General features: G+C 73.8%; 29 protein-coding genes. 15 read left to right on the top strand and 14 right to left on the bottom strand.

Features of this window, described 5'->3' with window-relative positions; translation table 11 throughout:
- Positions 1–27 precede the first annotated feature (27 nt).
- A complete protein-coding gene (locus tag MicB006_RS11090) occupies positions 28–714 on the top strand; it encodes a thymidine kinase (protein ID WP_370013478.1) in 687 nt (228 codons plus the stop codon).
- 3 nt (positions 715–717) lie between these two features.
- Here MicB006_RS11090 and MicB006_RS11085 read toward each other — a convergent pair whose 3' ends face one another.
- Positions 718–1,176, bottom strand: coding sequence for a hypothetical protein (locus MicB006_RS11085; protein ID WP_116505750.1), 459 nt, complete (start codon positions 1,174–1,176; stop codon positions 718–720).
- Between the two features lie 122 nt (positions 1,177–1,298).
- On the opposite strand from MicB006_RS11085, the gene MicB006_RS11080 reads away from it, so the two are divergent.
- Positions 1,299–1,670 carry a VOC family protein gene (locus tag MicB006_RS11080; RefSeq protein ID WP_116505748.1) on the top strand — a complete coding sequence of 124 codons (372 nt, stop codon included), beginning with the start codon at positions 1,299–1,301 and terminating at the stop codon, positions 1,668–1,670.
- A 134-nt stretch (positions 1,671–1,804) separates the two neighbouring features.
- On the opposite strand, the gene MicB006_RS11075 is transcribed toward MicB006_RS11080, so the two are convergent.
- On the bottom strand, positions 1,805–2,794 hold the full coding sequence (locus tag MicB006_RS11075; protein ID WP_116505747.1) for a tyrosine-type recombinase/integrase: 990 nt from the start codon (positions 2,792–2,794) through the stop codon (positions 1,805–1,807).
- A gap of 82 nt (positions 2,795–2,876) precedes the next feature.
- Here MicB006_RS11075 and MicB006_RS11070 point away from each other — a divergent pair, with 82 nt between their 5' ends.
- A complete protein-coding gene (locus MicB006_RS11070; RefSeq protein ID WP_116505745.1) occupies positions 2,877–3,890 on the top strand; it encodes a YafY family protein in 1,014 nt (337 codons plus the stop codon).
- Positions 3,891–3,894: 4 nt separating this feature from the next.
- Here the strand turns inward: MicB006_RS11070 and MicB006_RS11065 are convergent, their stop codons facing one another.
- The 4 genes from MicB006_RS11065 to MicB006_RS11045 all read right to left on the bottom strand — a co-directional run bounded on the left by MicB006_RS11065 (position 3,895) and on the right by MicB006_RS11045 (position 6,215).
- Positions 3,895–4,329 carry an Hsp20/alpha crystallin family protein gene (locus MicB006_RS11065; RefSeq protein ID WP_116505743.1) on the bottom strand — a complete coding sequence of 145 codons (435 nt, stop codon included), beginning with the start codon at positions 4,327–4,329 and terminating at the stop codon, positions 3,895–3,897.
- 73 nt (positions 4,330–4,402) lie between these two features.
- Entirely contained in the window at positions 4,403–4,912 is a 510-nt protein-coding gene (locus MicB006_RS11060; RefSeq protein WP_192900226.1) for a GNAT family N-acetyltransferase, read from the bottom strand.
- On the bottom strand, positions 4,909–5,436 hold the full coding sequence (locus MicB006_RS11055) for a DUF2087 domain-containing protein (protein ID WP_116505741.1): 528 nt from the start codon (positions 5,434–5,436) through the stop codon (positions 4,909–4,911). The genes MicB006_RS11060 and MicB006_RS11055 overlap by 4 nt, the downstream gene beginning before the upstream one ends.
- A gap of 290 nt (positions 5,437–5,726) precedes the next feature.
- Positions 5,727–6,215, bottom strand: a complete 489-nt coding sequence (locus MicB006_RS11045; RefSeq protein WP_116505739.1) for a GNAT family N-acetyltransferase — start codon at positions 6,213–6,215, stop codon at positions 5,727–5,729.
- A 108-nt stretch (positions 6,216–6,323) separates the two neighbouring features.
- Here MicB006_RS11045 and MicB006_RS11040 point away from each other — a divergent pair, with 108 nt between their 5' ends.
- The 3 genes from MicB006_RS11040 (at position 6,324) to MicB006_RS11030 (ending at position 9,154) form a co-directional block, all read left to right on the top strand.
- Entirely contained in the window at positions 6,324–7,865 is a 1,542-nt protein-coding gene (locus tag MicB006_RS11040; RefSeq protein WP_116505737.1) for a glycosyltransferase family 39 protein, read from the top strand.
- Positions 7,866–7,878: 13 nt separating this feature from the next.
- Entirely contained in the window at positions 7,879–8,697 is an 819-nt protein-coding gene (locus tag MicB006_RS11035; protein WP_116505735.1) for a TIGR04222 domain-containing membrane protein, read from the top strand.
- A 148-nt stretch (positions 8,698–8,845) separates the two neighbouring features.
- Positions 8,846–9,154: a hypothetical protein gene (locus tag MicB006_RS11030; protein WP_073829505.1), complete on the top strand. Its 309-nt coding sequence runs from the start codon at positions 8,846–8,848 to the stop codon at positions 9,152–9,154.
- Positions 9,155–9,220: 66 nt separating this feature from the next.
- On the opposite strand, the gene MicB006_RS11025 is transcribed toward MicB006_RS11030, so the two are convergent.
- Together MicB006_RS11025 and MicB006_RS11020 are read right to left on the bottom strand one after the other, a co-directional pair.
- The gene (locus MicB006_RS11025; protein ID WP_116505733.1) at positions 9,221–10,792 is read right to left on the bottom strand and encodes an MDR family MFS transporter; all 1,572 of its coding nucleotides are present in this window, start codon (positions 10,790–10,792) and stop codon (positions 9,221–9,223) included.
- Between the two features lie 67 nt (positions 10,793–10,859).
- On the bottom strand, positions 10,860–11,468 hold the full coding sequence (locus MicB006_RS11020) for a TetR family transcriptional regulator (RefSeq protein WP_116505731.1): 609 nt from the start codon (positions 11,466–11,468) through the stop codon (positions 10,860–10,862).
- Positions 11,469–11,800: 332 nt separating this feature from the next.
- On the opposite strand from MicB006_RS11020, the gene MicB006_RS11015 reads away from it, so the two are divergent.
- Positions 11,801–12,337 (top strand): DUF1062 domain-containing protein, encoded by a 537-nt coding sequence (locus MicB006_RS11015; RefSeq protein ID WP_225980698.1) that lies wholly within the window; start codon positions 11,801–11,803, stop codon positions 12,335–12,337.
- A 69-nt stretch (positions 12,338–12,406) separates the two neighbouring features.
- Here the strand turns inward: MicB006_RS11015 and MicB006_RS11010 are convergent, their stop codons facing one another.
- Positions 12,407–13,594 carry a macrolide family glycosyltransferase gene (locus tag MicB006_RS11010; protein WP_370013476.1) on the bottom strand — a complete coding sequence of 396 codons (1,188 nt, stop codon included), beginning with the start codon at positions 13,592–13,594 and terminating at the stop codon, positions 12,407–12,409.
- 127 nt (positions 13,595–13,721) lie between these two features.
- Between MicB006_RS11010 and MicB006_RS11005 the strand changes: the two genes are divergently transcribed.
- Positions 13,722–14,315 (top strand): TetR/AcrR family transcriptional regulator, encoded by a 594-nt coding sequence (locus MicB006_RS11005; protein WP_116505726.1) that lies wholly within the window; start codon positions 13,722–13,724, stop codon positions 14,313–14,315.
- Here MicB006_RS11005 and MicB006_RS11000 read toward each other — a convergent pair.
- Positions 14,312–14,806: a tetratricopeptide repeat protein gene (locus tag MicB006_RS11000; protein WP_116505724.1), complete on the bottom strand. Its 495-nt coding sequence runs from the start codon at positions 14,804–14,806 to the stop codon at positions 14,312–14,314. The two genes, MicB006_RS11005 and MicB006_RS11000, sit on opposite strands and share 4 nt — an antisense overlap.
- Positions 14,807–15,026: 220 nt before the next feature.
- Between MicB006_RS11000 and MicB006_RS10995 the strand changes: the two genes are divergently transcribed.
- Positions 15,027–15,749, top strand: coding sequence for a hypothetical protein (locus MicB006_RS10995; RefSeq protein ID WP_225980697.1), 723 nt, complete (start codon positions 15,027–15,029; stop codon positions 15,747–15,749).
- Positions 15,750–15,753: 4 nt separating this feature from the next.
- On the opposite strand, the gene MicB006_RS10990 is transcribed toward MicB006_RS10995, so the two are convergent.
- Positions 15,754–16,611: an MBL fold metallo-hydrolase gene (locus MicB006_RS10990; protein ID WP_116505722.1), complete on the bottom strand. Its 858-nt coding sequence runs from the start codon at positions 16,609–16,611 to the stop codon at positions 15,754–15,756.
- A gap of 94 nt (positions 16,612–16,705) precedes the next feature.
- On the opposite strand from MicB006_RS10990, the gene MicB006_RS10985 reads away from it, so the two are divergent.
- On the top strand, positions 16,706–17,482 hold the full coding sequence (locus MicB006_RS10985; protein ID WP_116505721.1) for a class I SAM-dependent methyltransferase: 777 nt from the start codon (positions 16,706–16,708) through the stop codon (positions 17,480–17,482).
- Entirely contained in the window at positions 17,479–18,045 is a 567-nt protein-coding gene (locus MicB006_RS10980) for a hypothetical protein (RefSeq protein ID WP_116505719.1), read from the top strand. Before MicB006_RS10985 ends, MicB006_RS10980 begins: the two co-directional genes overlap by 4 nt.
- Positions 18,046–18,049: 4 nt before the next feature.
- On the opposite strand, the gene MicB006_RS10975 is transcribed toward MicB006_RS10980, so the two are convergent.
- Positions 18,050–18,523, bottom strand: coding sequence for a DUF1992 domain-containing protein (locus tag MicB006_RS10975; protein ID WP_116505717.1), 474 nt, complete (start codon positions 18,521–18,523; stop codon positions 18,050–18,052).
- Between the two features lie 120 nt (positions 18,524–18,643).
- Between MicB006_RS10975 and MicB006_RS10970 the strand changes: the two genes are divergently transcribed.
- Entirely contained in the window at positions 18,644–19,036 is a 393-nt protein-coding gene (locus tag MicB006_RS10970; protein WP_116505715.1) for a YkvA family protein, read from the top strand.
- Positions 19,037–19,054: 18 nt separating this feature from the next.
- Here MicB006_RS10970 and MicB006_RS10965 read toward each other — a convergent pair whose 3' ends face one another.
- Positions 19,055–19,591, bottom strand: coding sequence for a GNAT family N-acetyltransferase (locus tag MicB006_RS10965; RefSeq protein WP_116505714.1), 537 nt, complete (start codon positions 19,589–19,591; stop codon positions 19,055–19,057).
- Between the two features lie 152 nt (positions 19,592–19,743).
- On the opposite strand from MicB006_RS10965, the gene MicB006_RS10960 reads away from it, so the two are divergent.
- Positions 19,744–20,394 (top strand): LysE family translocator, encoded by a 651-nt coding sequence (locus MicB006_RS10960; protein WP_116505712.1) that lies wholly within the window; start codon positions 19,744–19,746, stop codon positions 20,392–20,394.
- A gap of 45 nt (positions 20,395–20,439) precedes the next feature.
- Here MicB006_RS10960 and MicB006_RS10955 read toward each other — a convergent pair whose 3' ends face one another.
- On the bottom strand, positions 20,440–22,449 hold the full coding sequence (locus MicB006_RS10955) for a beta-galactosidase (RefSeq protein ID WP_116505710.1): 2,010 nt from the start codon (positions 22,447–22,449) through the stop codon (positions 20,440–20,442).
- A gap of 115 nt (positions 22,450–22,564) precedes the next feature.
- Between MicB006_RS10955 and MicB006_RS10950 the strand changes: the two genes are divergently transcribed.
- Positions 22,565–24,928: a TIM-barrel domain-containing protein gene (locus MicB006_RS10950; RefSeq protein ID WP_116505708.1), complete on the top strand. Its 2,364-nt coding sequence runs from the start codon at positions 22,565–22,567 to the stop codon at positions 24,926–24,928.
- A 48-nt stretch (positions 24,929–24,976) separates the two neighbouring features.
- Complete coding sequence (locus MicB006_RS10945) at positions 24,977–26,173, top strand: ROK family transcriptional regulator (protein WP_116505707.1); 1,197 nt, start codon at positions 24,977–24,979, stop codon at positions 26,171–26,173.
- The last annotated feature ends 213 nt before the right edge of the window (positions 26,174–26,386 follow it).

The raw sequence follows: 26,386 nt of genomic DNA, 5'->3' as shown, positions 1-26,386 counted from the left end.
GTGACCGACGACGCCGCCCTGACCTGCCTGGCCCGTCCCCTGCCGGGGCCCGGCGACGACCGAGCCGCCGGCTGCGCCGCCGCCCGCGGCGTCGACGGCCGGCCGCTGCACGCCGCCGCGCTGAAGTTCTTCTGGGGGCCGATGGACTGCGGCAAGTCCACCATGGCGTTGCAGATGAACCACAACCACGCCCGCCAGGGCCGTCGCGGCCTGGTCACCACCCGCATCGACCGCTCGCTCGGCCCGCAGGTCACCACCCGCATCGGCCTGGCACACGAGGCCGTCGAGGTCACCGACGACCTGGACCTGCGCGACCTGGTCCGCGACGCCTGGGCCGAAGGGGTACGGGTGGACTACCTGATCTGCGACGAGGCGTCGTTCTACAACCTCGAACACGTCGAGCAGATGGCCGAGCTGGTCGACAGGTTCGACGTCGACGTCTACGCCTTCGGACTGGCCACCGACTTCCGCTCCTGCCTGTTCCCGGCCGCGCAGCGGCTGTTCGAACTGGCCGACGAGGTGGCCCGCATCCAGGTCGAGGTGCTGTGCTGGTGCGGCCGGGAAGGGCTGCTCAACGCCCGGGTCGTGCAGGGCGCGGTGGTCCGCGAGGGCGCGCAGGTCGTCATCGGCGACACCGTGGACAGCGCCGACGTGCGCTACCAGGTGCTGTGCCGGCGCCACTACCGCTCCGGGGACCTCGGCCCGCGCGCCTGAGCCTCAGAACGGGTCCCCGCACACCCGCCACGACCCGCCCTCCGACACGATCGGCAACTCGCGTTCCTCGCTGCCGCCGCCGTCGCGGTTGATCCGCACCACCACCGTGCCGTGCGGGCGGCCGGAGCGGGTCGCCACCGACACGTCGACGATCTCGTAGCCGCTGACCTGCGGCGGCGTCCGCACCCAACTGCCGAAGCCGGCTTTGCTCCACCTACCCCGGGCCTCGGCGCACAGCCGCTCGTACGCCGCGTCGGTGTCACCGGAGGCGACGTCACGGAAGAACCCGTCGGCCGTCTCCCGCACGGGCCCGTCCGCCTGGAGCACCACCTGGGCGTTCCACACCGCCAGCCCGGCCACCCCGATCAGGCAGGTGCCCACGCCGAGACCGGCGATCAGCACACCGGCGCGCAGCGGCCGGCGCCGCCGAGTCGTGTGCTGCCACTCCCGCTGCCTGCCCATCACCCCCGACCGTAGGCAACCGGCGGTCGGGCCGCAGCCGCTTGCGCCGCGTGTCGCCCACCGTCTGAGGTGGTCACGCGTACCTGACAGGAGGTGGCAGCTACCGGCGGCAGACTGCGGGCATGACAACCCACGCCGACCTCGCCATGGTCAACCTCGACAGCTCCGACCCGGCCACGCACGCCGCCTTCTACGCCCACGCGCTCGGATGGGAGACCACCCACAGCGAGGCCGAGTACGCCATGATCGTCGCCGAAGGCACGTCGATCGGCTTCGGCCTGGTGCCCGGCTACGCGCCGCCGGCCTGGCCGGACGAGTCCGGCGCCAAGCGCTACCACCTCGACCTCGTCGTCGACGACGTGGCCGCCGCCGAGAAGGACCTGCTGGCGGCCGGGGCGACCCGGCCGGAGTTCCAGCCCGGCGGCGAGCGGTGGACAGTGCTCCTGGACCCGGTCGGGCAGCCGTTCTGCCTCTGCCCCCGCACTCAGGGCTGACCGGCTGTCAGCGATGCGGGCCGCGGGCCACCGCGGCCCGCATCGCGGCCGGAACGTACTCCAGGTGGCGCCCGCCGCCGCCAGCTGCGTCAGGTAGGTCCGCTCGCCGGCACCCTACGGCGCGGGTACGACGCTCAGCCGCGCCGGCGGGCCCGCGCCGCCCAGATCGCGTACGCCGGGTCGCGGTCCAGGTTGTGCCGGTCCCTGTCGTAGCGGCGGGTGGTACGCGGATCGGCGTGCCCCATCGCGTCCTGCACGTCCTCCAGCGGCACCCCCTCCGAGCGCGCCGTGGTGGCGAACGCGTGTCGCAGCGAGTGCGGCGACAACTTCGCCCAGGCGGCGATCCCGGCGCGCTGCGCGAGGCGGCGCACCAGGCGGAACACGGCGTGCCGGTCCATCCGGCCACCGGTCGCGGTGACCAGCAGCGGCCCGGTCAGCGCCGGCACCGTCACGCCCTGCGCCTCGGCCCGGACCGCCAGGTAGGCGTCGAGGGCGTACGCGGTGCCCGGGGTGAGCGCGCGCCGGCGTACCTTGCCGCCCTTGCCGACGAAACGGACGCTGCGGTGGCCGCGTTCCGTTCCCAGGTCGGACAGGTCCAGCGAGACCAGTTCCCCGACCCGCAACCCGAGGTCGGCCAGGAGCGCGACGGCGGCCCGGTTGCGGGCGGCGGTCGGGCCGGTGTCGGCCTCGGCGGCGGCGATCAGCGCGTCGACCTCCTCCGGCGTGAGGCCGACGGTGGCGGAGTGGTCCCGGTCGACGCGGGGCCGGTCGGCCGCCGACACCGGGTTGGCGGTCACCGCGCCCAGTTTGGCCAGGAAGTCGTACCAGCTCGACAGCGCGGACAGCCGGCGCGCCACGGTGGCCGGGGTGAGCGGGCGGCCGTCGCGGCCGCGCGGCGTGGACTCCAGCTCCCGCCCGTAGGCGTTGACGTCGAGGAAGGTGGCCCGCAGCGGGTCCAGTCCCCGCTCGGCGCACCAGCTCAGCCAGCCGGTGACGTCCCGCCGGTACGCGTCACGGGTGTGCTCGGACAGGCGCCGGTTGCGCAGCCACGCCTCGGTGACGTCGGCCGGGCCGGCGGGCAGGGCGGCGGTACGGGCGCGGGGCAGCACCTCGGGGCGAAGCATGTGAGAAAGGCTCTCAGTAGGCGGGGGGTTTGGCGACGAGGCGCGCCCGGCCCGATTTTCGGCAGCGGGTTACCGTCACCGGGTGCGTGCCAGCCGGCTGGTCTCCCTGCTGTTGCTCCTGCAGACCCGGGGGCGGATGACCGCCCACGAACTCGCCGACGCCCTGGAGGTGTCGGTGCGGACCGTCTACCGCGACGTCGAGTCGCTCGGCGCCGCAGGTGTCCCGGTGTACGCCGACCGCGGGCCGGCCGGCGGCTACCGGCTGCTGGAGGGCTACCGGACGCGGCTGACCGGGATGACCGGCCCGGAAGCCGAGGCGCTGTTCCTCGCCGGCCTGCCCGGACCCGCCGCCGAGCTGGGGCTGGCTTCGGTGGTGGCCGCCGCCGAGCTGAAGGTGCGCGCCGCGCTGCCCGACGAGCTGGCCGACCGCAGCGGCCGGATCCGGCAGCGGTTCCACCTGGACGCGCCCGGCTGGTTCCGGCACCCCGAAGCCACCCCGCACCTGGCCACGCTGGCCGGCGCCGTGTGGGAGGACCGGCTGGTGCGGCTGCGGTACCGGCGCTGGCGCGCGCCGCGCGAGGTGACCCGGCTGGTCGAGCCGCTGGGCGTGGTGCTCAAGGCGGGCCGCTGGTATCTGGTGGGCCGGTGCGGGGAGCAGGTGCGCACCTTCCGGGTCGGCGCGGTGCTCGACGCGGAGGTCACCGCCGAGCGGTACGAGCGCGACGACGGGTTCGACCTGGCCGCCTACTGGCGGGAATGGACCGCCCGGTACGAGCGCGACGTCTACCGCGACCAGGCACGCATCCGGCTCACCGTGGCCGCGCTGGAGTTCATGCCGTACGTCTTCCCGCCGGAGATGAGCCGGGCCGCCCGGGCCGCGGCCGGTGAGCCCGGCCCGGACGGGTGGCTGGAGACCACCGTGCCGATCGAGTCGGTCCGGCACGCCCACGCGGAGCTGCTGAAGCTCGGCGCCGAGGTGGAGGTGCTCGCCCCGGCGGAGCTGCGGGACCGGTTCACCGCCACCGCGCACGCGCTGACCCGGCTCTACGGCGACGCGGGGTCGGCCGGCGCTCCGGCCTCCCCCGCGTCGGCGTGACCGGTCAGGCGGTGGTGAGCTGGCGCCGGCCGTTGCCCTCGGCGGGCGTGGCCACTGTGATCCGGCGCGGCTTGGCGCGCTCGGCGACCGGGATGCGCAGCGTCAGCACGCCGTTCTCGTAGCCGGCCTCCAGCCGGTCGGTGTCGAGCGTGTCGCCCAGGAAGAGCTGCCGGGTGAACGTCCCCATCGGCCGCTCGGCGGCGACAAGTTCGATGTTCTCGCCGGTGGGGCGGCGGCGCTCGGCGCGGACGGTCAGCACGTTGCGCTCGACGGTGCAGTCGATGCTGTCCGGGTCGACGCCGGGCAGGTCGAACGCGGCGTAGAAGTAGTCGCCGTCGCGGTAGGCGTCCAGGTGCATCACGGCGGGCCGGGCTGCGGTGCCGAAGAACTGCTCGGCGATCCGGTCGATCTCGCGGAACGGGTCGGTACGCATCAACATGGCTCTTGCCTCCTCGGTTCTCCTGGCCCAAGGTCTCAAGTTGAGCCCGGGTGACTCAACTTCTGATTCTGTTTTAACGCGCCCGCGCCGCGTCGTCAACTCGGGCCGGCAGTGACTTCTCGAACCAGTGCTGCGCGTACGGGCCGCTGGTGAACGCGGGGATCTCCCGGTAGCCGTGCCGGGCGTACAGGGCACGCGCCTCGACCAGGTCGGAACGGGTGTCCAGCCGGATCCGCCGCGCTCCGCCCTCGGCCGCGTACGCCTCGACCGCCGTTATCAGCGCCGCCCCGCCCCCGGCGCCCCGGTGCTCCGGACGCACGTACACCCGGGTCAGCTCGGCCCAGCCCGGTTGCCACCTCAGCCCGGCGCACCCGGCGAGCCGGCCGTCGCGGCGGGCCAGCACCAGCAGCCCGGTCGGCGGGGCCAGGTCGTCGCTCGGGTCCTCGGCCAAGGCTGCGTCCACCTCACCGGGCCGCTCCGGGCGGCCGTACCAACGGCGCACCATCTCCGCCATGTACTCGCGCAGCAGCAGCGCCGCGTCCGGCTCGTCCGGCCGGGCCGCGCCCGTGCTCCAGCCGGTCACGGCCTGGTCCGCCAGTAGACGCCGTGCTCGCGGGTCAGCAGCATGTCGTCGATCAGGTAGCGGCGCAGCGTCACGTGGTCGGCCTCGCCGCCCTCGCACCACTGGCGCAGCGCGTCGTCCACCTCCCGCTCCGGATAGCGGATCCCCGGCTCGAAGGTGCGCTCGGTGACGTGTTCCAGCAGCACGCGGCGGCGTCCGCGCTGCGCGGGCAGCCGGGTCAGCGCGCCGTCGCGTAGGAACGTCCGCAGGATCGTCTCCCGCGGGTCCGCCGCCGGGGCCGCCGGCGACGCCGCCCCGGCCCGGGCGAACTCGCGCAGCCGCTCGGCGTCGACCCGCAGCCCATCCCCGTCGTCGGCCAGCACACCGGCGTCGGTGAGGCGGCGTACGGCCACCGCGACGTCGCGGGCCGGCAGCCCGGTACGGGCCACCACGGTCGGCGTGTCCCGGGCGCCGAGCACGATCGCGGCGAACACGGTCCGGCGGCGCTCGTCGGCGAGCGCCCCGGCGAGGGCATGAGCGGTCATGGCGGGCAGCCTGTCAGCAACCCGCCGGATCCGGCGAGGCGTTTTCCGGCCCGCCGCTGCCGCGGGCCGCCACGACGGGCGGCGGCGGCCCGGCGGTTGGCGACACCCGACCGACGCGACCGGCACACGCCGCGGGTCAGGCCGCGAAGTCGACGTCGGCGGCCTCGACGGTGCCGGCCGTGCGCCCCGGCGCGGTCTGGAAACTCCAGTACAGGTTGGTGTCCTCGAACGAGTCGCCGTACGCCTTGTGCACCAGCGCCTCGACCCCCCGACAGGAAGGCGCTGCCGTCTCACAGCCGACGGTGCATGACGTGCAGTCCCACCAGGCCCAGCGTCGGGTGGGCGAACGACTCCGGCACGGTGCCGATCACCGTGAAGCCCAGCCGCCGGTACAGCTCCACCGCCGCCGCGTTGGTCTCCACCACGGCGTTGAACTGCATCGCGGCGAAGCCCTGTCGCCGGGCCCAGTCCAGCGCCTCCTCGCACAGCGCACGGCCCACACCCCGGCCGCGCGCGTCCGCCGCCACCATGAAACTCGCGGTCGCCACGTGTGAGCCCGGCCCGGGCCGGTTCGGGCCCATCTTCGCGGTGCCGCGCACCGTGCCGTCGTGGTCCACCGCGATCGAGGTACGCCCCGGCGGCCGCTCCACCCACACCTCGCGCGCCACGTCCGGCGGCCATGCGGGGTCGTACACGAACGTGTCGGCGGCGGTGACGACGTCGGCGAAGATCGGCCAGACCTGGTCCCAGTCGGCGTCGGTGTAGTCACGAATCCTCATCGCCGGGCACGCTAGCCGCCGCCCCGGCCGTCCGGCCACCGCTTTCCGTCCACCCGGCCGAGGGTCGCGGGGCATCGGCGGCCCGCCGGTCCGGTCCATCATGGGCAGGTGGCCGAATCAGTCGCCGACCTCGATCGGAGCGAGGCCGCCGCGCCCGGTGGCCCGCCAGCCGCCGGTCCGCGTACCCGCGCGCCCCTGGTGGTGGGCGCGGTCCTGACCGTCGTGCTGCTGTCGCTCGCCGGCCGCTACGGCTACCACCGCGACGAGCTGTACTTCCTGCTGTGCGGCCGGCACCTCGACTGGGGCTACGTCGACCAGGGGCCTCTCGTGCCGGCGCTGGCGCGGCTGGCCGACACGATCGCGCCGGGCAACCTGGTGGTGCTGCGTACCCCGTCGGCCTTGATCGGCGGCGCGGCGGTGGTGCTGGTCGCCGCGATCGCCCGGCAGTTCGGCGCCGACCGCGTCACCCAGACGGCGGCGGCGGTGCTCGCCGCCGCCTCGGGCATCGTGCTGGCCGGCGGTCACCTGCTCAGCACCACGAGCGTCGACCTGCTGGTGTGGCTGGCCGCGGCGCTGTGCGTGGTGCGGATGCTGCGCACCGGCGACACCCGGTGGGCGCTCGGCGCCGGGCTGGCGCTCGGCGTCGGCCTGCTCAACAAGCCGCTGCCCGCCCTGCTCGGCGTGGGCCTGGTCGCCGGGGTGCTGATCGCCGGTCCGCGCCGGCTGCTGCGCGACAGGTGGGTGCTCGCCGGAGCGGGCGCCGCCGTGCTGCTCGCCGTGCCGTACGGGGCGTGGCAGGCCGCGCACGGCTTCCCGCAGCTCGACGTCGCCGCGTCGATCGCCGACGGCGACAGCTCCTACAGCGGCCGGATCGACGCGCTGGTGCTCCAGTTCCTGATCATCAGCCCGTTCGCGGTCCCGGTGTGGGTGGCCGGGCTGGTCGCGCTGCTGCGCCGGCCGTCCTGGGCGGCGTACCGGTCGCTGGCCTGGGCCTGGCTGGTGGTGGTCGCGATCGTGCTGGTGGCCGGTGGCAAGGGCTACTACGACGCGCCGCTGCTGCTGGTGCTCACCGCCGCCGGGGTGGTGCCGACCGTCGCGTGGGCGCGGCGGGGCGCACCCCGGGTCCGGCAGGCGCTGCTGGTCACCGCCACCGTGCTGATGGCCGCGAGCAGCGCGGTGCTGCTGCTGCCCACGCTGCCCGCCGACCGGCTGCCCGGATTCGTGGTGGCGGCCAACTACGACGCGGGCGAGACCATCGGCTGGCCGGAGTTCGCCGACTCGGTGGCCGCCGTGCACCGCGCCCTGCCCGCGCCCGAGCGCGCCCGGGCGGTGGTGCTGACCGGCAACTACGGCGAGGCCGGCGCGCTGGCCCGGTACGGGCCGCAGCGGGGACTGCCGCGCGCGTACTCCGGGCACAACAGCATGGCCACGTTCGGCCGGCCGCCCGACGACGCGGACGTGGTGATCGTCGTCGGCTGGTCCCGTCCGGACCGGCTGCGTGCCTGGTTCACCGAGGTCACCGAGGCGGGCCGGGTCGACCAGCGGGTCGACGTCGACAACGACGAGAACGGCGAGCCGATCTTCGTCGCCCGAGGGCTGCGCCGTCAGTGGTCGCAGATCTGGGACACCGAGGTACGCCACGGCTCCTGACATACTTGCCGCCATGCTCTGGGGAGTCAGCGGGCCGATCTTCCTCCTCGACTACCTCGGCGCGGTCGCCGTGGCCGTCGTGATCGCGGTCGCGGTACGCGAACTGACCGGCCGCCGTGCCCGGGGCGCGACGCCCGACCGGGTCGAGCTGGCGTACCTGACCGACCGGGCGCTGCTGGCCTGCCAGGTCGGGGTGGCCGCGCTGCGCCGCGCGGGCGGGGTCGAGATCGGTGAGCTCGCCACCCTGCACGCGCAGGGACCGCCCCCGGCCGGCTCGCCCGCGCTGGTGCGCGCCCTGCACAGCGCGCTGCGCCGCCCGCAGACCTGGGCGGCGGTGCTCGCCGACCCGGACGTGGGCCGGGCGCTGCGCCGTACTGTCGGGCGGCTGGTCCGCGACGGCTGGCTGCTCACCCGCGCGCAGCGACGGCGGATCGCGCTGGGCACTGTGCCGCTGTTCGCGGTCGCCGTGGTCGGGCTGACCCGGCTCGTGGACAGCGCTGTCGAGGGGCGCTCCGCCGGTGGTCCCGCCTCGGTCGCCGGGCTGCTGCTGTGCTGCCTGGCCACCGCGCTCGGTGGCTGGTGGCTGACCGAGGTGCCGGAGACCGGGTCCGCCGCCCGCCGCCTGCTGCGGCGGCTGCGCCGTGAGCACGCCGACCTCGACCCGGAACGCCGTCCCACCTGGCAGGGCCGGGACACCGACACCCTGCTGACGGGGATGGCGCTGTTCGGCCCCCGGCCGCTGCTCGCCGTGGATCCGGCCTTCGCCGTCCAGGTGGGCGTAGATCCGGAACGGGACCGCCCGCGCCCCGACCGCAAACCCGCCCGCCGCTGACCGAACCTCCCATTTCGCGTCGATCATGAACTTGACGGCGTTTGGTGTCCGGTTTGTCCGGCACAACTTCATGCTCGGCGAAGGATGGGCGGGCAGGCCGTCGGCGTGGGCCGGGTTTCCTTGTCTTGGGCGCCGGGAAGGCTCGGGCATGGCCGAGACATTCGTGAGCGAAGACCTGAAGACACTGCAGGCGATTGCGCGCGGGGCCGGGATACAGGAGGTCGACCGCCTGTCGCCGGACCAACTGGTCGAGGCGCTGCGCCGCGCCGGGGTGACGAACGGTACGCAGGACCAGTGGCCGCCCCAGCCGATCGAGGACCCGGCACACCTGGCCGGGCTGCCCCGCAGTTCGCTGACGCAGGGCGACGAGAGCACCGGCGGCCGGGCCGCCGAGGAGTCGATCGGCGCCATGCCCGGCGAGTCCGGCACCGAGATCAACGACCGCACGGAACGCTGACCGGAATCGCACAAGGGGCCGCCCCCGGTGAATCCCGGGGGCGGCCCCACGCTCGATCGGGCGGGGTCAGTGCATCCCGGCGGCGGCCGCCGCCTCCTCACGGGCCCGGCGCTCGTCACCGCTGAGCGTGTTCAACGGCTTCTCCTTGATGAACAGCACGACGATCAGGGCGAGCAGCGCGAACGGCGCGCCGATGAGGAACATCTCCGACGTGGCGGTGCCGTAGACCTCCTGCACGATCCGCAACACCGGCTCCGGCAGGGCCGAGAGATCCGGCACCTCGGCCGAACCGCCACCGCCGGGCAGCGGGCCGAGCTTCTCGGTGGTCAGCGACGTCACCCGGTTCGCCAGGACCGCGCCGAGCGCGCTGACCCCGACCGCGCCGCCCATGCTGCGGAAGAACGTCAGCACCGACGTCGCCGCGCCCAGCTCGGCGGCCGGCACGTCGTTCTGCGCGGCCAGCACCAGGTTCTGCAGCAGCATGCCGACGCCTACACCCAGCACCGCCATGTGCACCGACAGCACCGGCACGCTCGTGTTCGCGTCGATGGTGCTCAGCAGCAGCATGCCGACGGTCATCACCGCGGCACCGGCGACCAGGAACATCTTCCAGCGGCCGTACTTGGTGATCAGCTGGCCCGCCACTGTCGAGGAGACCAGCAGACCGAGGACCATCGGCAGGCTCATCAGGCCGGCCGCTGTCGGCGACTTGCCGAGCGAGGTCTGGAAGTACTGCGACAGGAACACGGTGCCGCCGAACATCGCCACGCCCACGAGGATGCTCGCGATCGTGGTGAGGCTGACGGTGCGGTTGCGGAAGATGCCCAGCGGGATGATCGGCTCCTCGGTCCGGGCCTCGACGAACACGGCGAGCGCGAGCAGCACCAGCCCGCCGCCGACCAGCAGCGCGGTCCAGCCGGACGCCCAGTCGAACTTGTTCCCGGCCAGCGACGACCAGATCAGCAGCGTGGACACGCCCGAGGTGATCAGCAGGGCGCCGAGCCAGTCGATGCGGACCTTGCGGCGGACCACCGGCAGGTGCAGGGTCTTCTGCAGCAGCGCGATGGACAGCAGGCTGAACGGCACGCCGATCAGGAAGCACCAGCGCCACCCGAGCCAGGACGTGTCGACCAGGATGCCGCCGATCAGCGGGCCGGCGATGGTGCCGACACCGAAGACGGCGCCGAAGATGCCGGCGTACCGGCCCAGCTCACGCGGCGGGATCATGGCCGCCATGACGATCGTGGCGAGCGCGGTCATGCCGCCCGCGCCGATGCCCTGGATGACCCGGCTGAGCAGCAGCACCTCGACGTTCGGGGTGAAGCCGGCGACGAGCGAGCCGACCACGAACAGGCCGAGGGACAACTGGATCAGCAGCTTCTTGCTGTAGAGGTCGGCCATCTTGCCCCACAGCGGGACCGTCGCGGTCATCGCCAGCAGTTCGCTGGTGACGATCCACGTGTAGACGGTCTGGCTGCCGTTGAGGTCGGCGATGATCCGGGGCAGCGCGTTCGCCACCACCGTCGAGGCGAGGATCGCCACGAACATGCCGACCATCAGGCCGGACAACGCCTGGAGCACCTCCCGGCGTGACATCCGCGTACCCGTGTCGGCGGGCGGAACAGTGGCGGTGGTCATCGAACTCCTTGTCGTGTGCACGGGCGAGCGGCCGCGCGACGGCGGCGGCCGGTACGGATGGGAGAGGTCAGGACGGATCGGGCAGGCCAGCGGCGACGGCGGCGAACGCCTGGGCGGTCAGCTCGCGCAGCGTCGTCGTGTCGGGTTGCTCGACCCACTGCATCAGGGCGGTGCGGAAGACCGCGCCGGCGACAGTGGTGACGAGCGTCGGGTGCCCGTGGCCCGGGTCGAGACCCAGCCGGGCGGCCACCGCCGCGACGATCACCTGTTCCGTCTCGGCGTTGCCACTGACCAGCCGCGGGAGCAGCGACGGGTTCGCCGCGATCACCCGCAGCCGCAGCAGCCACACCTCCCGGTCGGCTTCGATGGCCTCGACGACGTCGCCGAAGGCAAGCCGCAGCGCGTCGAACGCGGACACCTCCGGCGGCGCGGCGACGACGCGGGCGGCCAGCACCTCGCGGTCGGTCGGCTGGTCGCCGAGCAGCGCCTCGTCCTTGCTGGGGAAGTAGTTGAAGAAGGTGCGGGCCGACACGTCGGCGGCCTCGCTGATCTCCTCCACCGTCACCTGGTCCAGGCCGCGCTCGGCGACCAGGCGCAGCGCGGCGGCGCTGAGGGCGGCGCGGGTCTGCCGCTTCTTGCGGTCACGCAGGCCGGGCCGGCTCTGATCCGTGGTCACGCCACGACTCTACGAGCGATCTTGCAGAGAGTGCAAAGTTTTAGTGAGTGAAGTGACGTGCGACGCACCGCGGCGACGCCGGAAAACGGGTTGAGCGCGGTTTCCGGCGTCCCGTACGTTCCTCGCACCTTTGTCGCAGCGAAGAAGGACGATTCCGCGTGACCCCTCCTGCTCTCTAGAACCTGACACGTTCCCACGCCTGTAGCCGTCGCCTGCGCGACGGCTCCCCGGGCTGCCCTCGCGCGCCCGGCCACAGCGTCCGAGGCCGCGCGTAATCGGCCTCGCGTCAGGTCTTCAGAGATCAGGTCTCCATGTCATCCCAACCTCATATCGTGCTGCCCTGGGTCGTACGCCGGACCCGCCTTCCGCTGCTGTCGCTGCGCTGCGTCATCTGCCGGGGGGAGTCGGCCACCGCCGCCCGGGGCCGGTTCCGGGTCAACGCCAACGGCAAGCTGCTGGACGTGTGGCTGCTGGTGCACTGCGTGTCCTGCGGCCGGACCAGCAAGCTCACCGTCCGCGAGCGGGCGACGGTCAGTTCGTTCGATCCCACCGATCTGCACGGCCACCAACTCAACGATCCCGACCTGGTGGCGGCCACACTGCTGGACCCGGCATTCGCCCGGCGCTGCCGCTTCACCCTCGACTGGACCGGCGCGTGGCGCCTGGACGCCCCGGTCGTGCCGCTCGACGGGTGGCCGGTGCAGGTCAACGTCACGTTCGACGACCCGGTGCCGGTTCGCCCGGACCGGCTCATCGCCCACCGGTTCGGTCTCACCCGGTCCGAGGTGCTGCGCCGGGTCAAGTGCGACATCCCACTGAACCGTCCGACGAGCACCGCATTCACCTTCACCGTACTGGCGGAGGACTGATCGCGGCGTGGTCGCGGCGGCATCCCGCCGCGACCACGCCCGCGTGACAGCGCGGCGGCACCGGACGGCTCACGATCGCCGCCCGGCGCCGCCGCGCGCGACGGCGAGTTCGGCCTCGATCAGATCGGCGGCCCGGTCCGCGCCTCCGGCGGCGCGCGCCTGCCGCTTCAACTCGGCGCTGCGGGCCAGCACGACGGGGTCCGACGTGAGGGCCAGCAGCGCCGCACGCAGCTCCGCGGCGGTGACGCCGGCCGAGTCGACGACCCGGGCGACGCCGAGGGCGGCCAGCTGCTCGGCGTTGGCGAACTGGTCGGCCGCCTGCGGTACGGCGATCATCGGCGTCCCGCAGTAGAGACCTTCGCTGCTGCCGCCCATGCCGGCGTGGGTGACGAAGGCATCCGCCTGCTCCAGCACGGCCAGCTGCGGCACCCACCGGTGGACCTCGACGCTGTCCGGGACGGGACCGAGTTCGGCCGGGTCGACGTGCTTGCCGATCTGCAGAACGGTGTGCCAGCCGGGCAAATCGCCGAACGCGGCGACGCAGCGGCGGTAGAACTCGGGCCGCTGGGTGAAGGCGGAGCCGAGCGAGACGAGCAGCACCTTCCCGGCGTGCTCCGGTCGCACCCAGGCACCCTGCTCGGCGCGGTCGCCCAGCACCGGGCCGACGAAGCTGTAGACCGACCGGTCGACCCGGTCGGCGTTCGGCTGGAGCGCCTCCGGCGGCAGGACGAGGCTGCGGACCGGCCGCCCCTGGAACGCCATGCTGTCGGTGACCGACGAACCCTCAGCGGTCAGCCATGCCGTGAACCGCCGGTAGTAGTCGGCGCCGCGCGGATCGGCCCGCATCGCCTCCACAGCGGGTGCCATCTCCTGCTCGTAGCCGTCCCAGGCGACGAACGTCGAGGAGAGCTGGACGGCCGGGATCCCCCACTGCTCGCCGAGCAGCCGGGCCGGCGCGCCGGCGATGTCGTAGAGGAACAGGTCCGGCCGGTCGTCGGCGTAGGCGGCCCGCAGCTGCGGCAGCATGGCGATCGCGTCGTCGAGGAAGAGCGTGAGCTGCGCGATCGGGTCGTCGATGCCGGCGCCGCCGTCGGCGGGCAGCGTCGAGGCGTACGGCTTCAGCTCCGCGCCGGTGGACCGGATGACCTCGGCGAAGGCCGGGTCGTTGGCGTACGTGACCCGGTGGCCGCGCCGCACGAGGGTACGAATGATGTCCAGGCTCGGGTTGACGTGCCCGTGGAACGGAATGCTGACCATGGCGATGTGCGGCAAGTGATCTCCTGATCTCTGCTGAGACGAGACGTACCGTCTCGCTTGCCCAGCAGAGCACGGCGGGACTTCGCCCGTCAAGACGATACGTCTCGTCTCGCTGTAGGCTGCCGCTGTGACTCCGCAGCCCACCCGCCGCAACGAGCAGTCCCGCCGCGCGATCCTCGCCGCCGCCCTGGAGCTGCTGACCGAGACCGGATATTCGGCCCTGACCGTCGAGGCGATCGCCGCCCGCGCCGGGGTCGGCAAGCAGACCATCTACCGCTGGTGGCGTGGCAAGGGCGCGGTCATCCTGGACGCGCTCGCCGACGACATGCCGGAGGTCATCGCCCTGCCCGACACCGGTGACCTGCGGGCCGACCTGCGTGAGGTTCTCCGGGCCACAGTTGCCGAGTTCGCCGACGCCCGGCTGTCCGCCACCACCCGCGCCATCACCATCGAGACGCTCGCCGACGAGGACCTGGCCGGTCAGGCGCGCGACCGGCTGCTCCGTCCTCAGTTGAACGCGGTCCGCGCCCGACTGGAGGCCGCACGCGAGGCCGGCCAGGTACGCCCCGACGCTCCCCTGGACCTGGTGGTGGAGCTGCTGTTCGGCCCGCTGTACCACCGCTGGCTGCTGCGCAACGGCCCACTGACCGACGACTACGCCGACGGCATCGTCGACCTGGTCGTCGCCGCCGTCACCCCGTCACCGAGCACCGGCCGCTAGCCACTCGCCTGCGGCTTGTCGCGGGCGACCTGTCCGGCGGCCAGTTCCTGCGACAGCCGATCGAGTCCGTCTCTTATCAGCTTCCCGTAGCCGTCGTCGCCGAGCGCGCCCATCCCCTCCCGGGCCCGCTGGAGGTGGTCCCGCGCCTGGTCGAGTTCGCCGAGCTTGCGGTGGCACTCCGCCAGGTTGAGATGCAGCGACGGGTACAGCCCGGCAACCGACATCGGCACCCCGGCCTGCGCGACCCGCTCGTCGGTGAGCAGGTCGGCCGCCGCGAGCGCCCGCCGGTCCCAGACCAGTTCCTGGCGTACGTCGTCCTGCACGTCGGCCATCGCGTGCGCGAGAACGCAGACGTGCAGGGGATCGCCCTGCTCCCCGCCGATCTCGTCCCAGATCCGGGCGAACAGGTCGCGGGCGTCCTCACGCCGACCGTGCTGGTGGTGCATCTGCACGCCGTCGTTGATCCGGGTCAGCGTCGCGTCGAACGCCATCGCCTGCTCCCTGGGGTCGGCTGCGGTGGCGTGATCGTACGCCGATAGCGCCCGCGGAGCCCGACCGCACATAACTGTCATTATGGTGTAGCGCCGATTTGCCCTCTTTGACCGTAGAGATAAGAGGATTGCTGTTACCAGCAATTCGGTAATAGGCATGCCGACGTAGCCTCCGGCGAGCCGGACGCCGTCGGCTCCCGGCCTGCTCGACAATCCACGGGTGACGACGACTTCCCCGGTGCGCCAGATGGTCGGCTCGCCTCCCGTACTGCACTACTACGTGCTGCACGACGCCGCCGGCGCGCCGGAAGGACTGTTGGCCGAGGAGTTCCTGCTCGCGGCGGACTACTCCTCCGCCGGCCTGATGAGCGCTGGCTGGACCCGGTCCGAGGGCCGCTGGCACGAGGCGCTGGCCACCAGCCGGCGCCTGCGCGCGGACGCCGGGTTGCGCCAGCGGGTGATGCCCGTCGACCGCGCCTCGGCGGCGGCGCTCTGTCGAGACCTCTGCGGCGCGGACCTGCCGGACGAGGACACGCTGCGGGAGTGCTTCGGCGCCCCTCCGCCTCAGCCGCCGCCCCCTCTGCGGCTGGGCGACTCCGGGCCCCGGCCGGGGTTCCGCGAGACGCGTGTCTACCGGATCCTGTTCGCCGGCGAGCTGAGCCCGGACGGTCTCACGGCACTCGGCGAGGCGTGGCAGATGCCGATCACCGGCGACCCGGCGGATCCCGGGACGCGCATCCTGGGAGCGGTGCGCCGTCAGGTCCGAGGCGACGCCTTCCGCTGGGATCTGCGCCGCGTCGCCGCGGGTGCCGCCTGGGGACTGGACGTGACCTGCGACCTTCTCGGCGACCGCGATGAAGCCGTCGGTGTGCTGCTGCACGGTCTGACGACCCGGATGCGCGAGCAGGGGATGGTTCCCGTCACCGTCGACCGGTTCCGCTGACGCCCTACCTCGCGAACGGCCTGGTCACCTCGAAGGGCTCGGGGAACCGTACGGGGATCCGGGTCTCCGCACTCCTGCGGTCGAGGAACGCCTTCGTCACGGCGAACCTGTCGAAGACGGGCGGCAGCGGGCGGAGCCTGCGGTCCAGCGACACGAAGAAGTTGTCCCAGTGGATCGGCACGATGAGGCCGGGCCGCGTCGCTTCCACCACGTGCCGCCAGTAGTCGTCCTGGAACCGCCGAGGCTGAGCACCCAGGGCGCCTGTCGCGAGGTAGAGGACGTCGACGTCGAGTCCGTCGAACTTGCCGGGTACGAAGTTGGCGCTCGGGTGGATCAGCAGCGAGCCGCCGGGATGGGTGATGAAGAAGGAGAAGCATCCGCCGTCGCGGTAGCTGCTCGCCCGGACCGGCGGGACGAGCGGTTCGTCGATCGTGCCCGGGAATCTGTTGCCGGGGCTGTGGACGCCCGCGAGTACGCGCACGGTGAACGCGCCGACGGTGTGCTCGTCGCCGTCCCCGATGCGCGTCATCGACTCCTCCGCGAGGCCCGCGCCGCGTCCCACGTTGAGGGTCGACTCGGATCCGAAGAGCCTGCCCCCGAGATGCTTGACGACCTCGGGGGCGTCCATGACGTGGTCGTAGTGGGAGTGGGCGACGAAGAGCGCGTCGAGACGGGTCACCCCGGCCCGGGCGAGGGCGCCGGTGATCCGCCCGAGGTCGGGTGCGACGCGACCGAACGCGACACGGAGCAGCGAGGGCCTGCTCAGGAAGCCGTCGATCAGGATGCCGGACGTCCCGTCGGACAGCCAGACGGTCGTGGTGCCGAAGAAGATGGCCTCGACAGACGTCCCGCTGGAGTCCATGCGCAGATGGTAGTGCGCCCGTTCTCGCGCTGGTGGCTGTCCGAACGGCGCCGCGAGGGCCGCAGCCGAAGGCGCCCGTCGATAGGGTGACCCGATGGACGAAGACGCACGACGTAGGCACTCCTCGTCGTTCGGCGCGGCGGCCACCGCGTACGCCGAACACCGTCCCGACTACGCGCGGGCCGCCCTGCGGTGGGCGCTCGAACCCGCACCCGGCGCGCGGGTGCTCGACCTCGGGGCGGGCACCGGCAAGCTCACCGCCACGCTGGCCGAGGTGAGCGACGACGTGACGGCCGTGGAGCCGGACCCGGCGATGCTCGCCGAGCTCCGCCGCGCCCTGCCAGGCGTACGGGCGCTGTCCGGCAGTGCCGAGGCGATCCCGCTGCCGGACGCCTCCGTCGACGCCGTGGTCGCCGGAAACGCCATGCACTGGTTCGACATGGCCGTGGCCGGGCCCGAGATCGCCCGCGTCCTCTCCCCCGGCGGTGTCCTGGCCGGACTGTGGAACGTCGTGGACGACCATGTCGACTGGGTCGCCGGGCTCGCGGCGGTCAGCGGCAGCGCCGCCATCGGCCCCCGGGACACGCCCGCGAGCTGGCGCGCCGCGACGGCGACCATGCACCTGCCGAAGACCGGCGAGGCCCGGTTCGGCTCTCCCGAGCAGGAGCAGTTCCCGCACGGGCAGCGCCGGACCGCCGACTCGCTCGTGGCGACGCTCGCCACCCGGGCGGGGATGCTGGTGATGCCGGAGCGGGAACGCATGGAGGCGCTCGACCGCATCCGCGCGTACCTGGCGAGCCGGCCGGAGACCGCCGACGGCGAGTTCACGCTGCCGATGCTGACGTGCGTGCTGCGGGTACGGAGACTGTGAACGGCGCGGACGTCCGCGCCGCCGCGGCGGCGATGACCGCCGTGCTGCGGCCCGCCGTCGACCGCGACTGGACGGTACGCGCGGGAGACCTGGACTGGTCCTGCTGGACCACCGCCGCGCACATCGCGCACGACCTGGTCGCGTACGCCGATCAGGTGTCCGCCCGGCCCGACGGCGGCTACCTCCCGTTCGACCTGCGGGTACGCGCCGACGCCGCGCCGGCCGAGGTGCTCACCGTCGCGGCTGCCGCGGCCGGGATCCTCGCCGCCACCGTCGACGCGGCGAGCCCGGACGACCGGGCGTGGCACTTCGGCCCGTGCGACCCGGATGGTTTCGCCGCGATGGGCGTGGCCGAGATCCTGCTGCACACAGGCGACCTGACCCGAGGACTCGGCCTGGACTGGTCGCCACCCGCCGAGCTGTGTGCCCCTGTGGTACGCCGGTTGTTCCCTGATGCGCCGGACGGCGAGCCGGCGCCGGTGCTGCTGTGGCTGACCGGCCGCGCGCCGCTCGACGACCGGCCACGACGCACCTCGTGGACCTGGCAGGCGGCGCGCCCCTGAACGCTCAGCGGCGCCACCAGCGCCAACGACGGCGCGGGCGGGCCGACGCGGCACGGGGTGGCTCCGGCGTCGTGACGACCACCGGCGCGGCCCGTTCCCGATCGGCGCGCCAGCGGCTCACCGCCTCCTCGACGTTCACCGGGCGGACCACCACGCGCGGCCCGGTCGGGGTACGCAGCCAGGCCACCACCTCGGTGTTGAGCGCGGCCACGTACGACCGCACCGACTCCTCGGTGGGCAGGTCACGCAGCTCGGCCGGGAGCTGTTCGATGCGGCGGCGCAACTGGAGCGGCGTGGGCAGTAGCAGGTCGGACGGGATCTGCTCGCGCTCCATGAAGCTACGGATCCACCAGCCCTCGTCGTAGGGCATGTCGCGCCCCGGGATGGGCTTGCCGGCGCCCGGCAGGTTGTCGAACTCGCCGCGTTCCTGGGCCGAGCGGATCTGCGCCTCGACCGCGGCCTCCCAGGCTGTCGTCACCGCCGTCACCTCCCGTACCCACGGTAGCCGCCGCCGTCCGACAAGAGTCAGCGTTGCGCGGGGCCGGGCTGTTCCCGCGCGGGCCTCCGCGTAGCGTCCCCCCGGAAAGGGGGTGTCGGCGTGCGCAACTGGCTGATCGGCCTCGCTGTGGCGACGGCCTGCCTGGTCGTGAGCTGGGCGGTGCTGGTGCTGCTGGCACGGCGCCTGCCGCCGGGGATCCTGCGCGACCTGGCCGCGTTCCTGCCCGACTGCGTGACTGCGGTGCGTCGGCTGCGCCGTGACCCGCGGGTGCCCCGCCGCGCCCGGGTCGCGATAGTGGTCGCCGGGCTCTGGGTGGCCAGCCCGATCGACCTGATCCCGGAGTTCCTGCCGGTGATCGGGCCGCTGGACGACATCGTGGTGGTGGCGCTCGCGTTGCGTTACGCCGCCCGGCAGATGCCCCGGCAGGTGCTGCTCGACGCGTGGCCGGGCGAGCTACGGCTGCTCCTGCGCCTGCTCGGCCGGGGAGAGTAGCGGCCGAGCAGGCCAACGTCAGGGCAGGTGGCGGACGTGGCGGTGGCCGTCGCGCGGGTACGGCGGGCGGGCCGGCAGGACTTCGGCGAAGGCGTACCCGCTCTTCTCCGCGACCCGGCAGGACGCCGGGTTGTCGACCTGGTGCAGCAGCTCCAGATGGGTCAGGCCGGTGGCGGCGAACCGGGCGAACGCCCACCCGGTGACCGCCTCCACGGCCCGCGGCGCGACACCCCGGCCGCGTGCCGGCGCGGCCGTCCAGTAGCCGACCTCGGCGGCCGGACGTCCCGGGCGTACCCCCTTGAGCACCACGCAGGCCACCAGCCGCTCCCCCTCCAGCACGGCGAAGCTGAACCGGTCGGCGGCGGCCCAGCCCTGCCGGCTGCGGCGCAGGAACGCCCGCGCCTCCGCCGGACCGGTCACCGGGTAGCTGGTCCAGGCGCGCAGCACCGGGTCCCGGTACGCCTCGATCAGCGCGTCGACGTCACCGTCGCGCCACGGGCGCAACAGCAGGCCGGGCGCGGTCGGGGTGGCCGGCGCGGACAGCACGAGCGACATGCGGCCAAGTATCACCGTTGTGCCCGCTCGCCGGGATCCCCGGAACCGGCGCGGAAGTGTCGCGGGTCACCGGTCCGGGCCACGGTTCCGGGCCTCGCCCGGGGCGGGAACGGGCGTAGGGTCCGGTTCACGGTCGGCAACGGGGAGGCGACGTGGTAACTGTCGGCGCGGTCATGGGAATCGCCCTGGTGGCGCTCGGCCTGGTGCTCACGCCCGGGCCGAACATGGTCTACCTGGTGTCCCGTTCGGTGACCCAGGGCCGGCGGGCCGGGCTGGTGTCACTGCTCGGCGTGGCAGTCGGCTTCCTGGTCTACCTGGCCGCCGCGGTGGCCGGCATCGCCACCGTGTTCGTACTGGTCCCGCCGCTGTACACGGCAGTGAAGCTGGCCGGCGCGGCGTACCTGCTGTGGCTGGCCTGGCGGACGCTGCGCCCAGGCGGCACGTCGGCGTTCACCCCGACGCCGCTGCCACCGGACCGGCCCCGGCGCCTGTTCACCATGGGTCTGGTCACCAACCTGCTCAACCCGAAGATCGCCATCCTGTACGTGTCGCTGCTGCCGCAGTTCGTCGACCCGGCGCGCGGGCACGTGGCGGTGCAGAGCCTGCTGCTCGGCCTGACCCAGATCGTCGTGGCGCTCACCGTGAACGCGCTGATCGTGCTGAGCGCCGGTTCGGTGTCGGCGTTCCTCACCCGGCGGCCGGGCTGGGCGCGCCTTCAGCGGTGGGTCATGGGCACGGTGCTGGCGGCGCTCGCGGTGCGGATCGCCGCGGACCGCTCCCGCGCCGCCGTCGCCGCCCCCTGACCGGGGTACGCGCACCCACCCGTTCGTCACAAGCGCACACCGGCGTCACGACGGCTCCTCGCGCACCACCGCCACGCCACCCGGCGCCACCGTCAGCACGCCGTCGACCGTTGCGCCGGTGAGCAGCTCGAATCCCGCAGCCGGCACCCGCTGCGGCCGGTCGGTGTGGTTGAGCAGGTAGAGCAGGCTGCCGTCGGTGTCGTGACGGCGTACCGCCTCCACGCCCGGGGGCGCGTCCGGGCACGTCGGGGTGGCACCGGCGAGCCGGGCCGCCTCGGTGAGCAGCCGCCGGTAGGTGTCGTCGTCAGGGCGGGTGGAGACGTACCAGACGTACGCGTCGCCGACCCGGCGCCGGGTGATCGCCGGGCGGCCGTCAAGCACTCCCCCGGCGTACGCGCGCACCGTCTCGGCGCCGGCCAGGTGCACCCTCTCCGACCAGATCCGGCCGGTCCCGCCGCCGGTCAGCGGCACCTCTTCGTCGTCGGCGAGGGGGTGGAACTCCTCCACCCGCACGCCGAGCAGATCCCGGTACGCGCCCGGGTAGCCGCCCAGGCGTACCCGCGCGTGCTCGTTGGCGACACCGCTGAGCCAGGTGACCAGCAGGTGCCCGCCGGCGTCGACGTGCCGGCGTACCCAGTCGATCGTGGCGTCCGAGGCCAGGTAGAGGGCCGGGAGCACGAGCAGCCGGGCGCCGTCGAGCGGGGTGCCGGGCGGCACCACGTCGGCGGCGACGCCCGCGTGCCACAGGGCCCGGTGCGCGGCGGCCGCCTCACCGGGGTGGTCGAGTCCGGCGCGGGGCATCCCCGGGTGCCGCAGCGCCCAGCCGCTCGCCGCGTCGTACGCGATGGCCACGCTCGCCTCGACGCGGCCCGGCGCGGTCCCGGCGAGCCGGGCCAGCGCGGCGCCCAGGTCGGTGGCCTCGCGGAACACGCGGGTGTCGGCGCCGGCGTGCGACACCACTGCGGAGTGGAAGCGTTCCGCGCCGCCGGCCGGGGCGCGCCACTGGAAGAACATCACACCGGCCGAGCCGCGCGCCACGTGGGCGAGGCTGTGCCGGGTCATCCGGCCGGGTTCCTTGGTGTGCATCCGCCCGGCGGTGTGGATCTGGTTGGGCGCGCTCTCGGCCAGCAGCCACGGCGCCGCGTGCCCGGCGCCGTGGCGGGCCCAGCCGCGGGCCAGGTCGGCGGCGAACGCGGTCTGTTCCTCCGCGCCCAGGTCAGCCGTGGTCGGGTAGTGGTCGATCGTGACCACGTCCACCTCGCGCGCCCAGCGGGCGTGGTCGATGGGAACCCAGTCGCCGAGCACGCAGTTGGTGGTCACCGGCACCGCCGGGTTCGCCGCCCGCAGCAGGGCCCGCTGCTCGGTGTACGCGGACAGCAGCGTGTCGGACCAGAAGCGGCGGAAGTCGAGCAGCTGGCCGGGGTTGGCCAGGTACTGGGTGGCGCGGGGCGTGCCGACCTGCGCCCAGTCGGTGTAGTGCTGGCTCCAGAAGCTGGTGACCCAGGCGTCGTTGAGCGCGTCGAGGTCGCCGTAGCGGCCGGTGAGCCAGCGGCGGAACGCCGCCTCGGCGTGCGGGCAGTGGCAGGTGGTGCCGTACTCGTTGTGCACGTGCCACAGCGCGAGCGCCGGGTGGTCCGCGTACCGGGTGGCCAGCACCCCGGCGATGCTGCGGGCGGCGTCGCGGTACGCGGGTGCGGCGGCGCAGTAGGTGTCGCGGCTGCCGTGGGTCAGGCGTACGCCGTCGGCGGTGACCGGCAGCGCGTCCGGGTGGCGCAGCGAGAACCACGGCGGCGGCGACGCGGTGGGGGTGGCCAGCGCGGCCCGGATGCCGGCGGGGTGCAGCAGGTCCAGAATGCGGTCGAGCCAGTCGAGCGTGTGGCGGCCGGGTTCGGGTTCGAGCCGCGACCAGGCGAACACGCCGACGGTGACCAGGTTGACCCCGGCATCCCGCATCAGGGCGATGTCCTCGCGCCACACGTGCGGCGGCCACTGCTCCGGGTTCCAGTCGCCGCCGTAGCAGAGCGGCCCGTCGCTCCACGGCGCTTTAGTTGTCATCCTGGCCAAAGTAGGAACAGGTGAGACGGAAAGTCAATGCCGTCGATCATTGACAGTTAGTTGGGATTCCAAAGAAACTGGCGGGACCGCCCGTGGACGCCGCGAGGAGACGCCCATGCCGTACCGCCCGCCGCTGGTCCCGTACGAGACGTTCGTGGCCGACCCGCCCGATCTGCCGGTCCGCGCCCCCGGCGAGGAGGGCGCCGACGACGTGCTGCGGGCCGAGGTGGCCGCTACCGACGCGCACGGGGTCACGCTCACCGCGACCTGCGCGTCCGGCCGCACCCTCGTCGCGCGCGTCGAGGCCGCCGGGGACGGGATCATCCGGGTACGCCTCGCCGACGACCCCTCGGTACGCAGCCGTTCCGCGCGGGCACTGACACTGGTCCACCCGCAACGCCACCCGGCCACCGTGACCGTCACCGACGGGCGGGTCCGGGTAGCGGCCGGTGGCGTGGTCGCCGAGCTGAGCCTGGACCCGTGGGGACTGCGGTTCCGCACCCCCGACGGACGGCTGCTGCTGGCCTCCGACACCGGCACCCGCGACATCAGCGGTCGCCGCCGCACACTGCCGCTCGGCCGCTCCACTGTCGACGGGGAGCCGGCCGCCTGGCACGAGAGCTTCGTCGCGCCCGGCGACGAACGGTTCGTCGGCTTCGGCGAGAAGTTCACCCCGCTGGACAAGCGCGGCCAGCGACCGCTGATGTGGAACTTCGACGCCTTCGGCGGCGAGTCCGACCGGTCGCACAAGAACGTGCCGTTCTACCTGTCCGACAGGGGTTACGGCGTCCTGGTCGACAGCGGGCTGCCGGTGCAGTTCGACGTCTGCGCCAGCACCCACAGCAGCGTGCAGATCCTCGTCCCGGACGACCTGCTCGACTACTACGTGCTCGCCGGACCCACCCCGGCGCAGGTGCTCGACCGGCTCGACGCGCTGACCGGACGGCCGTACCTGCCGCCGAGGTGGGCGTTCGGCGCCTGGATCTCCTCCGGCTTCTTCCCGGACAGCCAGCAGCGCGTGCTGGAACGGGCCCGGCGCATCCGCGAGGACGACATCCCCTGCGACGTGCTGCACCTGGACTGCTACTGGCAGGTCGCCGGGCACTGGTCGGACCTGCGCTGGGACGCCGACGCCTTCCCCGACCCGGACGGCATGCTCAAGGACCTCACCGAGCAGGGCTTCCGGGTGTGCCTGTGGATGAACCCGTACCTGATGACCGGCAGCCCGCTCTACGCCGAGGCCGAGGCCGCCGGCTACTTCCTGCGCCGCCCGGACGGAAGCACGTACGTCGCCGACACCTGGCACGGCAGCTACCCCGAATGCGCCATCGTGGACCTGACCGACCCGGCCGCGGTGCGCTGGTTCCAGGACCTGCTGCGCCCGCTGCTCGCCCAGGGCGTCGCGGTGTTCAAGACCGACTTCGCCGAGGGCGTGCCCGCCGACGCCGTGGCGCACAACGGCATGACCGGCGTCGAACTGCACAACGTGTACGCGCTGATGTTCAACGACGTCGTCGCCGACGTCACCGAGGAGGTGGCCGGGCACCGCACGGTGTGGGCGCGCTCGTCGTACCTGGGCGGGCAGCGGCACAGCGCCCAGTGGAGCGGCGACGTCAACGCCACCTGGCCCGGCATGGCCAGCACGCTGCGCGGCGGCCTGTCCCACGGGCTGTCCGGGGTGCCGTTCTGGAGCCACGACACCGGCGGCTTCCACGGCACCCCCGAACCGGACCTGTACGTGCGCTGGACCCAGTTCGGCGCGCTCTCGCCGCTGGTACGGCTGCACGGCACCACCAGCCGCCTGCCGTGGGAGTTCCCGCCCGAGGCGCAACGGCACGCGGTGGACGCGCTGCGGCTGCGCTACCGGCTGCTGCCGTACCTCTGGTCGGCTGCGGTGGACAGTGCCCGCAGCGGCAGCCCGATGATGCGCGCGCTGCTCGTGGACACCCCGGACGACCCGGCCGCCTGGACCACCGACCTCCAGTACCGCCTCGGCTCGGACCTGCTGGTGGCGCCGGTGCTCGACCCGTCCGGCGAACGCGCGGTCTACCTGCCGACCGGCGAGGACTGGCTGGACGCGTACACCGGACAGCGGCACACCGGCGGACGGCACCTGCGGGTCGGCGTGCCGCTGGACCGGCTGCCGCTGTACGTGCGGCACGGCGCCCTGATCCCCACTGTGGCGCCCGCGCCGACGGTCGGGACCGGCCCGTTCCGGGACGTCACGCTGGTGGCCTGGGGCGGCGTCGACGGCGTGAGCGTGGTGCGTGACCCCGACGGCGACACCACGATCACCGCCGTACGCGACGGCGACACGCTGCGCGTCCGCGTGGACGGGCCGCTGGACGTGCGGCGGGTGAGCGTGGTCGGTACGGACCCGCCGCGCCGGGTGGTGCTCGACGGCGAGTCGATCCCGGTCACGCCGTTCGTGCCGTGGTTCGCCGGCCGGGCCCACCCGGCCGGGATCGCGCCTATTTAGTTTAAGCTTTAGCCGAACCCATGGCCGGGCGCAGGAGGCGGGCAGTACGTGATCAGCATCGACCGGCCGACGGCCGACCTCGGCGACGTGCGGGTGACGAACCGGGCAGTGGTGCTCCGGCACGTCCGCCGGCACGCCCCCTGCTCCCGCGCCGACGTCGCCGCCCACACCGGGCTGAACAAGGCCACCGTCTCCAGCCTGGTCGGCGAGCTGATCGAACACGGGCTGCTGCGCGAGACCGGGCTGACCGAGAACCGGGTGGGCCGCCCGGCCACCATGCTCGTCCTCGACGGCGCCCGCTACGTCGGGCTCGGGCTGCGCGTCGGCGCGGACGAGCTGGTCGCGGTCGCCGCCGGGCTGGACGGCGACCCGGTGCTCACCTGGCGGCGCGCGTTCCCCGCCGCCACCGCCGGCCCCGAGGAGACGGTGAAGGCGCTAGCCGCGCTGACCCGGCGCGCCGTCACCCGGATCGGCGCGGACCGCACGGTGCTCGGCCTGACAGTGGCCGTACCGGGGCTGGTGAACCCAGACGGCGACGTGCCGGTGGCCCCCACGCTGGGCTGGCGCGGCGTGCCGCTGGCCGCGTCGGTGCGCCGCGCGCTGCGCGACCCCGGCTTCCCGGTCGCCGTCGACACCGAGGCCAACCTCGCCGTCCTGGCCGAGCAGCGGCACGGCCCGTACGCCGGCACGGCCGACCTGGTACACCTCACCGGCGGCCCGGTGATCGGCGCGGGCCTGATCAGCGGCGGGCGGCTGCTGCGCGGCGGCCGGGGCTTCGCCGGCGACGTCGGGCACCTGCCACTGGCCGCTGACGGTCCGCCCTGCGTCTGCGGGCGGCGCGGCTGCCTCACCGCGCTGCTCGGCGTGGACGCGGTGATCGGCCGCCTGCTGCCGGACGCCGGCCCGGTCACCGACCACCTGCCGGAGATCGAACGGATCCAGGCGCTCGCCCGGGCCGGGGACGAGCCGGCGCGGACCGGGCTCACCGAGATCGGCCGGCTGCTCGGCCAGGCGGTGTCGGTGCTCGCCGGGCTGCTCGACCCGGACGTGGTGGTGGTCGGCGGGCACCTGGCGGCGCTCGCGCCGTGGCTGCTGCCGGCCGCCCACGCCGAACTCGCGGCCCGGGCACCGGTCCCACCGGGTGTGCGGCTGGAGGCCAGCACGCTCGGGTCCGCGGCCGGCGCGCTGGGCGGGGCCACCGCGGCGCTGGCCACAGTGGAGGCGGGACGCCTGCCCGCCGTGTGACCCCTTGACCGCACCGGCCGGAAGTGTCAACCTCGGTATCGCCGCGTTCCGGGACCGGGCAACCCTGAGAGCGGCGTGTTTTTCGGCGGTTGTCGAAGCGCTTCACCACCGCTCCGGGCCGACCCTGCCGACACCGACCACCACCCCTTTTCGCGTACGCGCCGCCCCGTCACCGGCACGGTCGTCGAAGCGCTTCGACGGCTGAGCGGCGGC

Origin of the sequence: Micromonospora sp. B006 (assembly GCF_003408515.1) — a bacterium.
Classification (GTDB): Bacteria; Actinomycetota; Actinomycetes; order Mycobacteriales; family Micromonosporaceae; genus Micromonospora; species Micromonospora echinospora_A.
This window is presented reverse-complemented; position numbering and strand designations above follow the sequence as displayed.

Excerpts from the sequence above, each read along its gene's own strand:
- MicB006_RS11085 (WP_116505750.1), bottom strand. The coding sequence starts at position 1,176 with ATGGGCAGGCAGCGGGAGTGGCAGCACACGACTCGGCGGCGCCGGCCG.
- MicB006_RS11080 (WP_116505748.1), top strand. The coding sequence starts at position 1,299 with ATGACAACCCACGCCGACCTCGCCATGGTCAACCTCGACAGCTCCGAC.
- MicB006_RS11075 (WP_116505747.1), bottom strand. The coding sequence starts at position 2,794 with ATGCTTCGCCCCGAGGTGCTGCCCCGCGCCCGTACCGCCGCCCTGCCC.
- MicB006_RS11065 (WP_116505743.1), bottom strand. The coding sequence starts at position 4,329 with ATGTTGATGCGTACCGACCCGTTCCGCGAGATCGACCGGATCGCCGAG.
- MicB006_RS11055 (WP_116505741.1), bottom strand. The coding sequence starts at position 5,436 with ATGACCGCTCATGCCCTCGCCGGGGCGCTCGCCGACGAGCGCCGCCGG.
- MicB006_RS11045 (WP_116505739.1), bottom strand. The coding sequence starts at position 6,215 with ATGAGGATTCGTGACTACACCGACGCCGACTGGGACCAGGTCTGGCCG.
- MicB006_RS11035 (WP_116505735.1), top strand. The coding sequence starts at position 7,879 with ATGCTCTGGGGAGTCAGCGGGCCGATCTTCCTCCTCGACTACCTCGGC.
- MicB006_RS11030 (WP_073829505.1), top strand. The coding sequence starts at position 8,846 with ATGGCCGAGACATTCGTGAGCGAAGACCTGAAGACACTGCAGGCGATT.
- MicB006_RS11025 (WP_116505733.1), bottom strand. The coding sequence starts at position 10,792 with ATGACCACCGCCACTGTTCCGCCCGCCGACACGGGTACGCGGATGTCA.
- MicB006_RS11010 (WP_370013476.1), bottom strand. The coding sequence starts at position 13,594 with ATGGTCAGCATTCCGTTCCACGGGCACGTCAACCCGAGCCTGGACATC.
- MicB006_RS11000 (WP_116505724.1), bottom strand. The coding sequence starts at position 14,806 with ATGGCGTTCGACGCGACGCTGACCCGGATCAACGACGGCGTGCAGATG.
- MicB006_RS10990 (WP_116505722.1), bottom strand. The coding sequence starts at position 16,611 with ATGGACTCCAGCGGGACGTCTGTCGAGGCCATCTTCTTCGGCACCACG.
- MicB006_RS10985 (WP_116505721.1), top strand. The coding sequence starts at position 16,706 with ATGGACGAAGACGCACGACGTAGGCACTCCTCGTCGTTCGGCGCGGCG.
- MicB006_RS10965 (WP_116505714.1), bottom strand. The coding sequence starts at position 19,591 with ATGTCGCTCGTGCTGTCCGCGCCGGCCACCCCGACCGCGCCCGGCCTG.
- MicB006_RS10955 (WP_116505710.1), bottom strand. The coding sequence starts at position 22,449 with ATGACAACTAAAGCGCCGTGGAGCGACGGGCCGCTCTGCTACGGCGGC.
- MicB006_RS10950 (WP_116505708.1), top strand. The coding sequence starts at position 22,565 with ATGCCGTACCGCCCGCCGCTGGTCCCGTACGAGACGTTCGTGGCCGAC.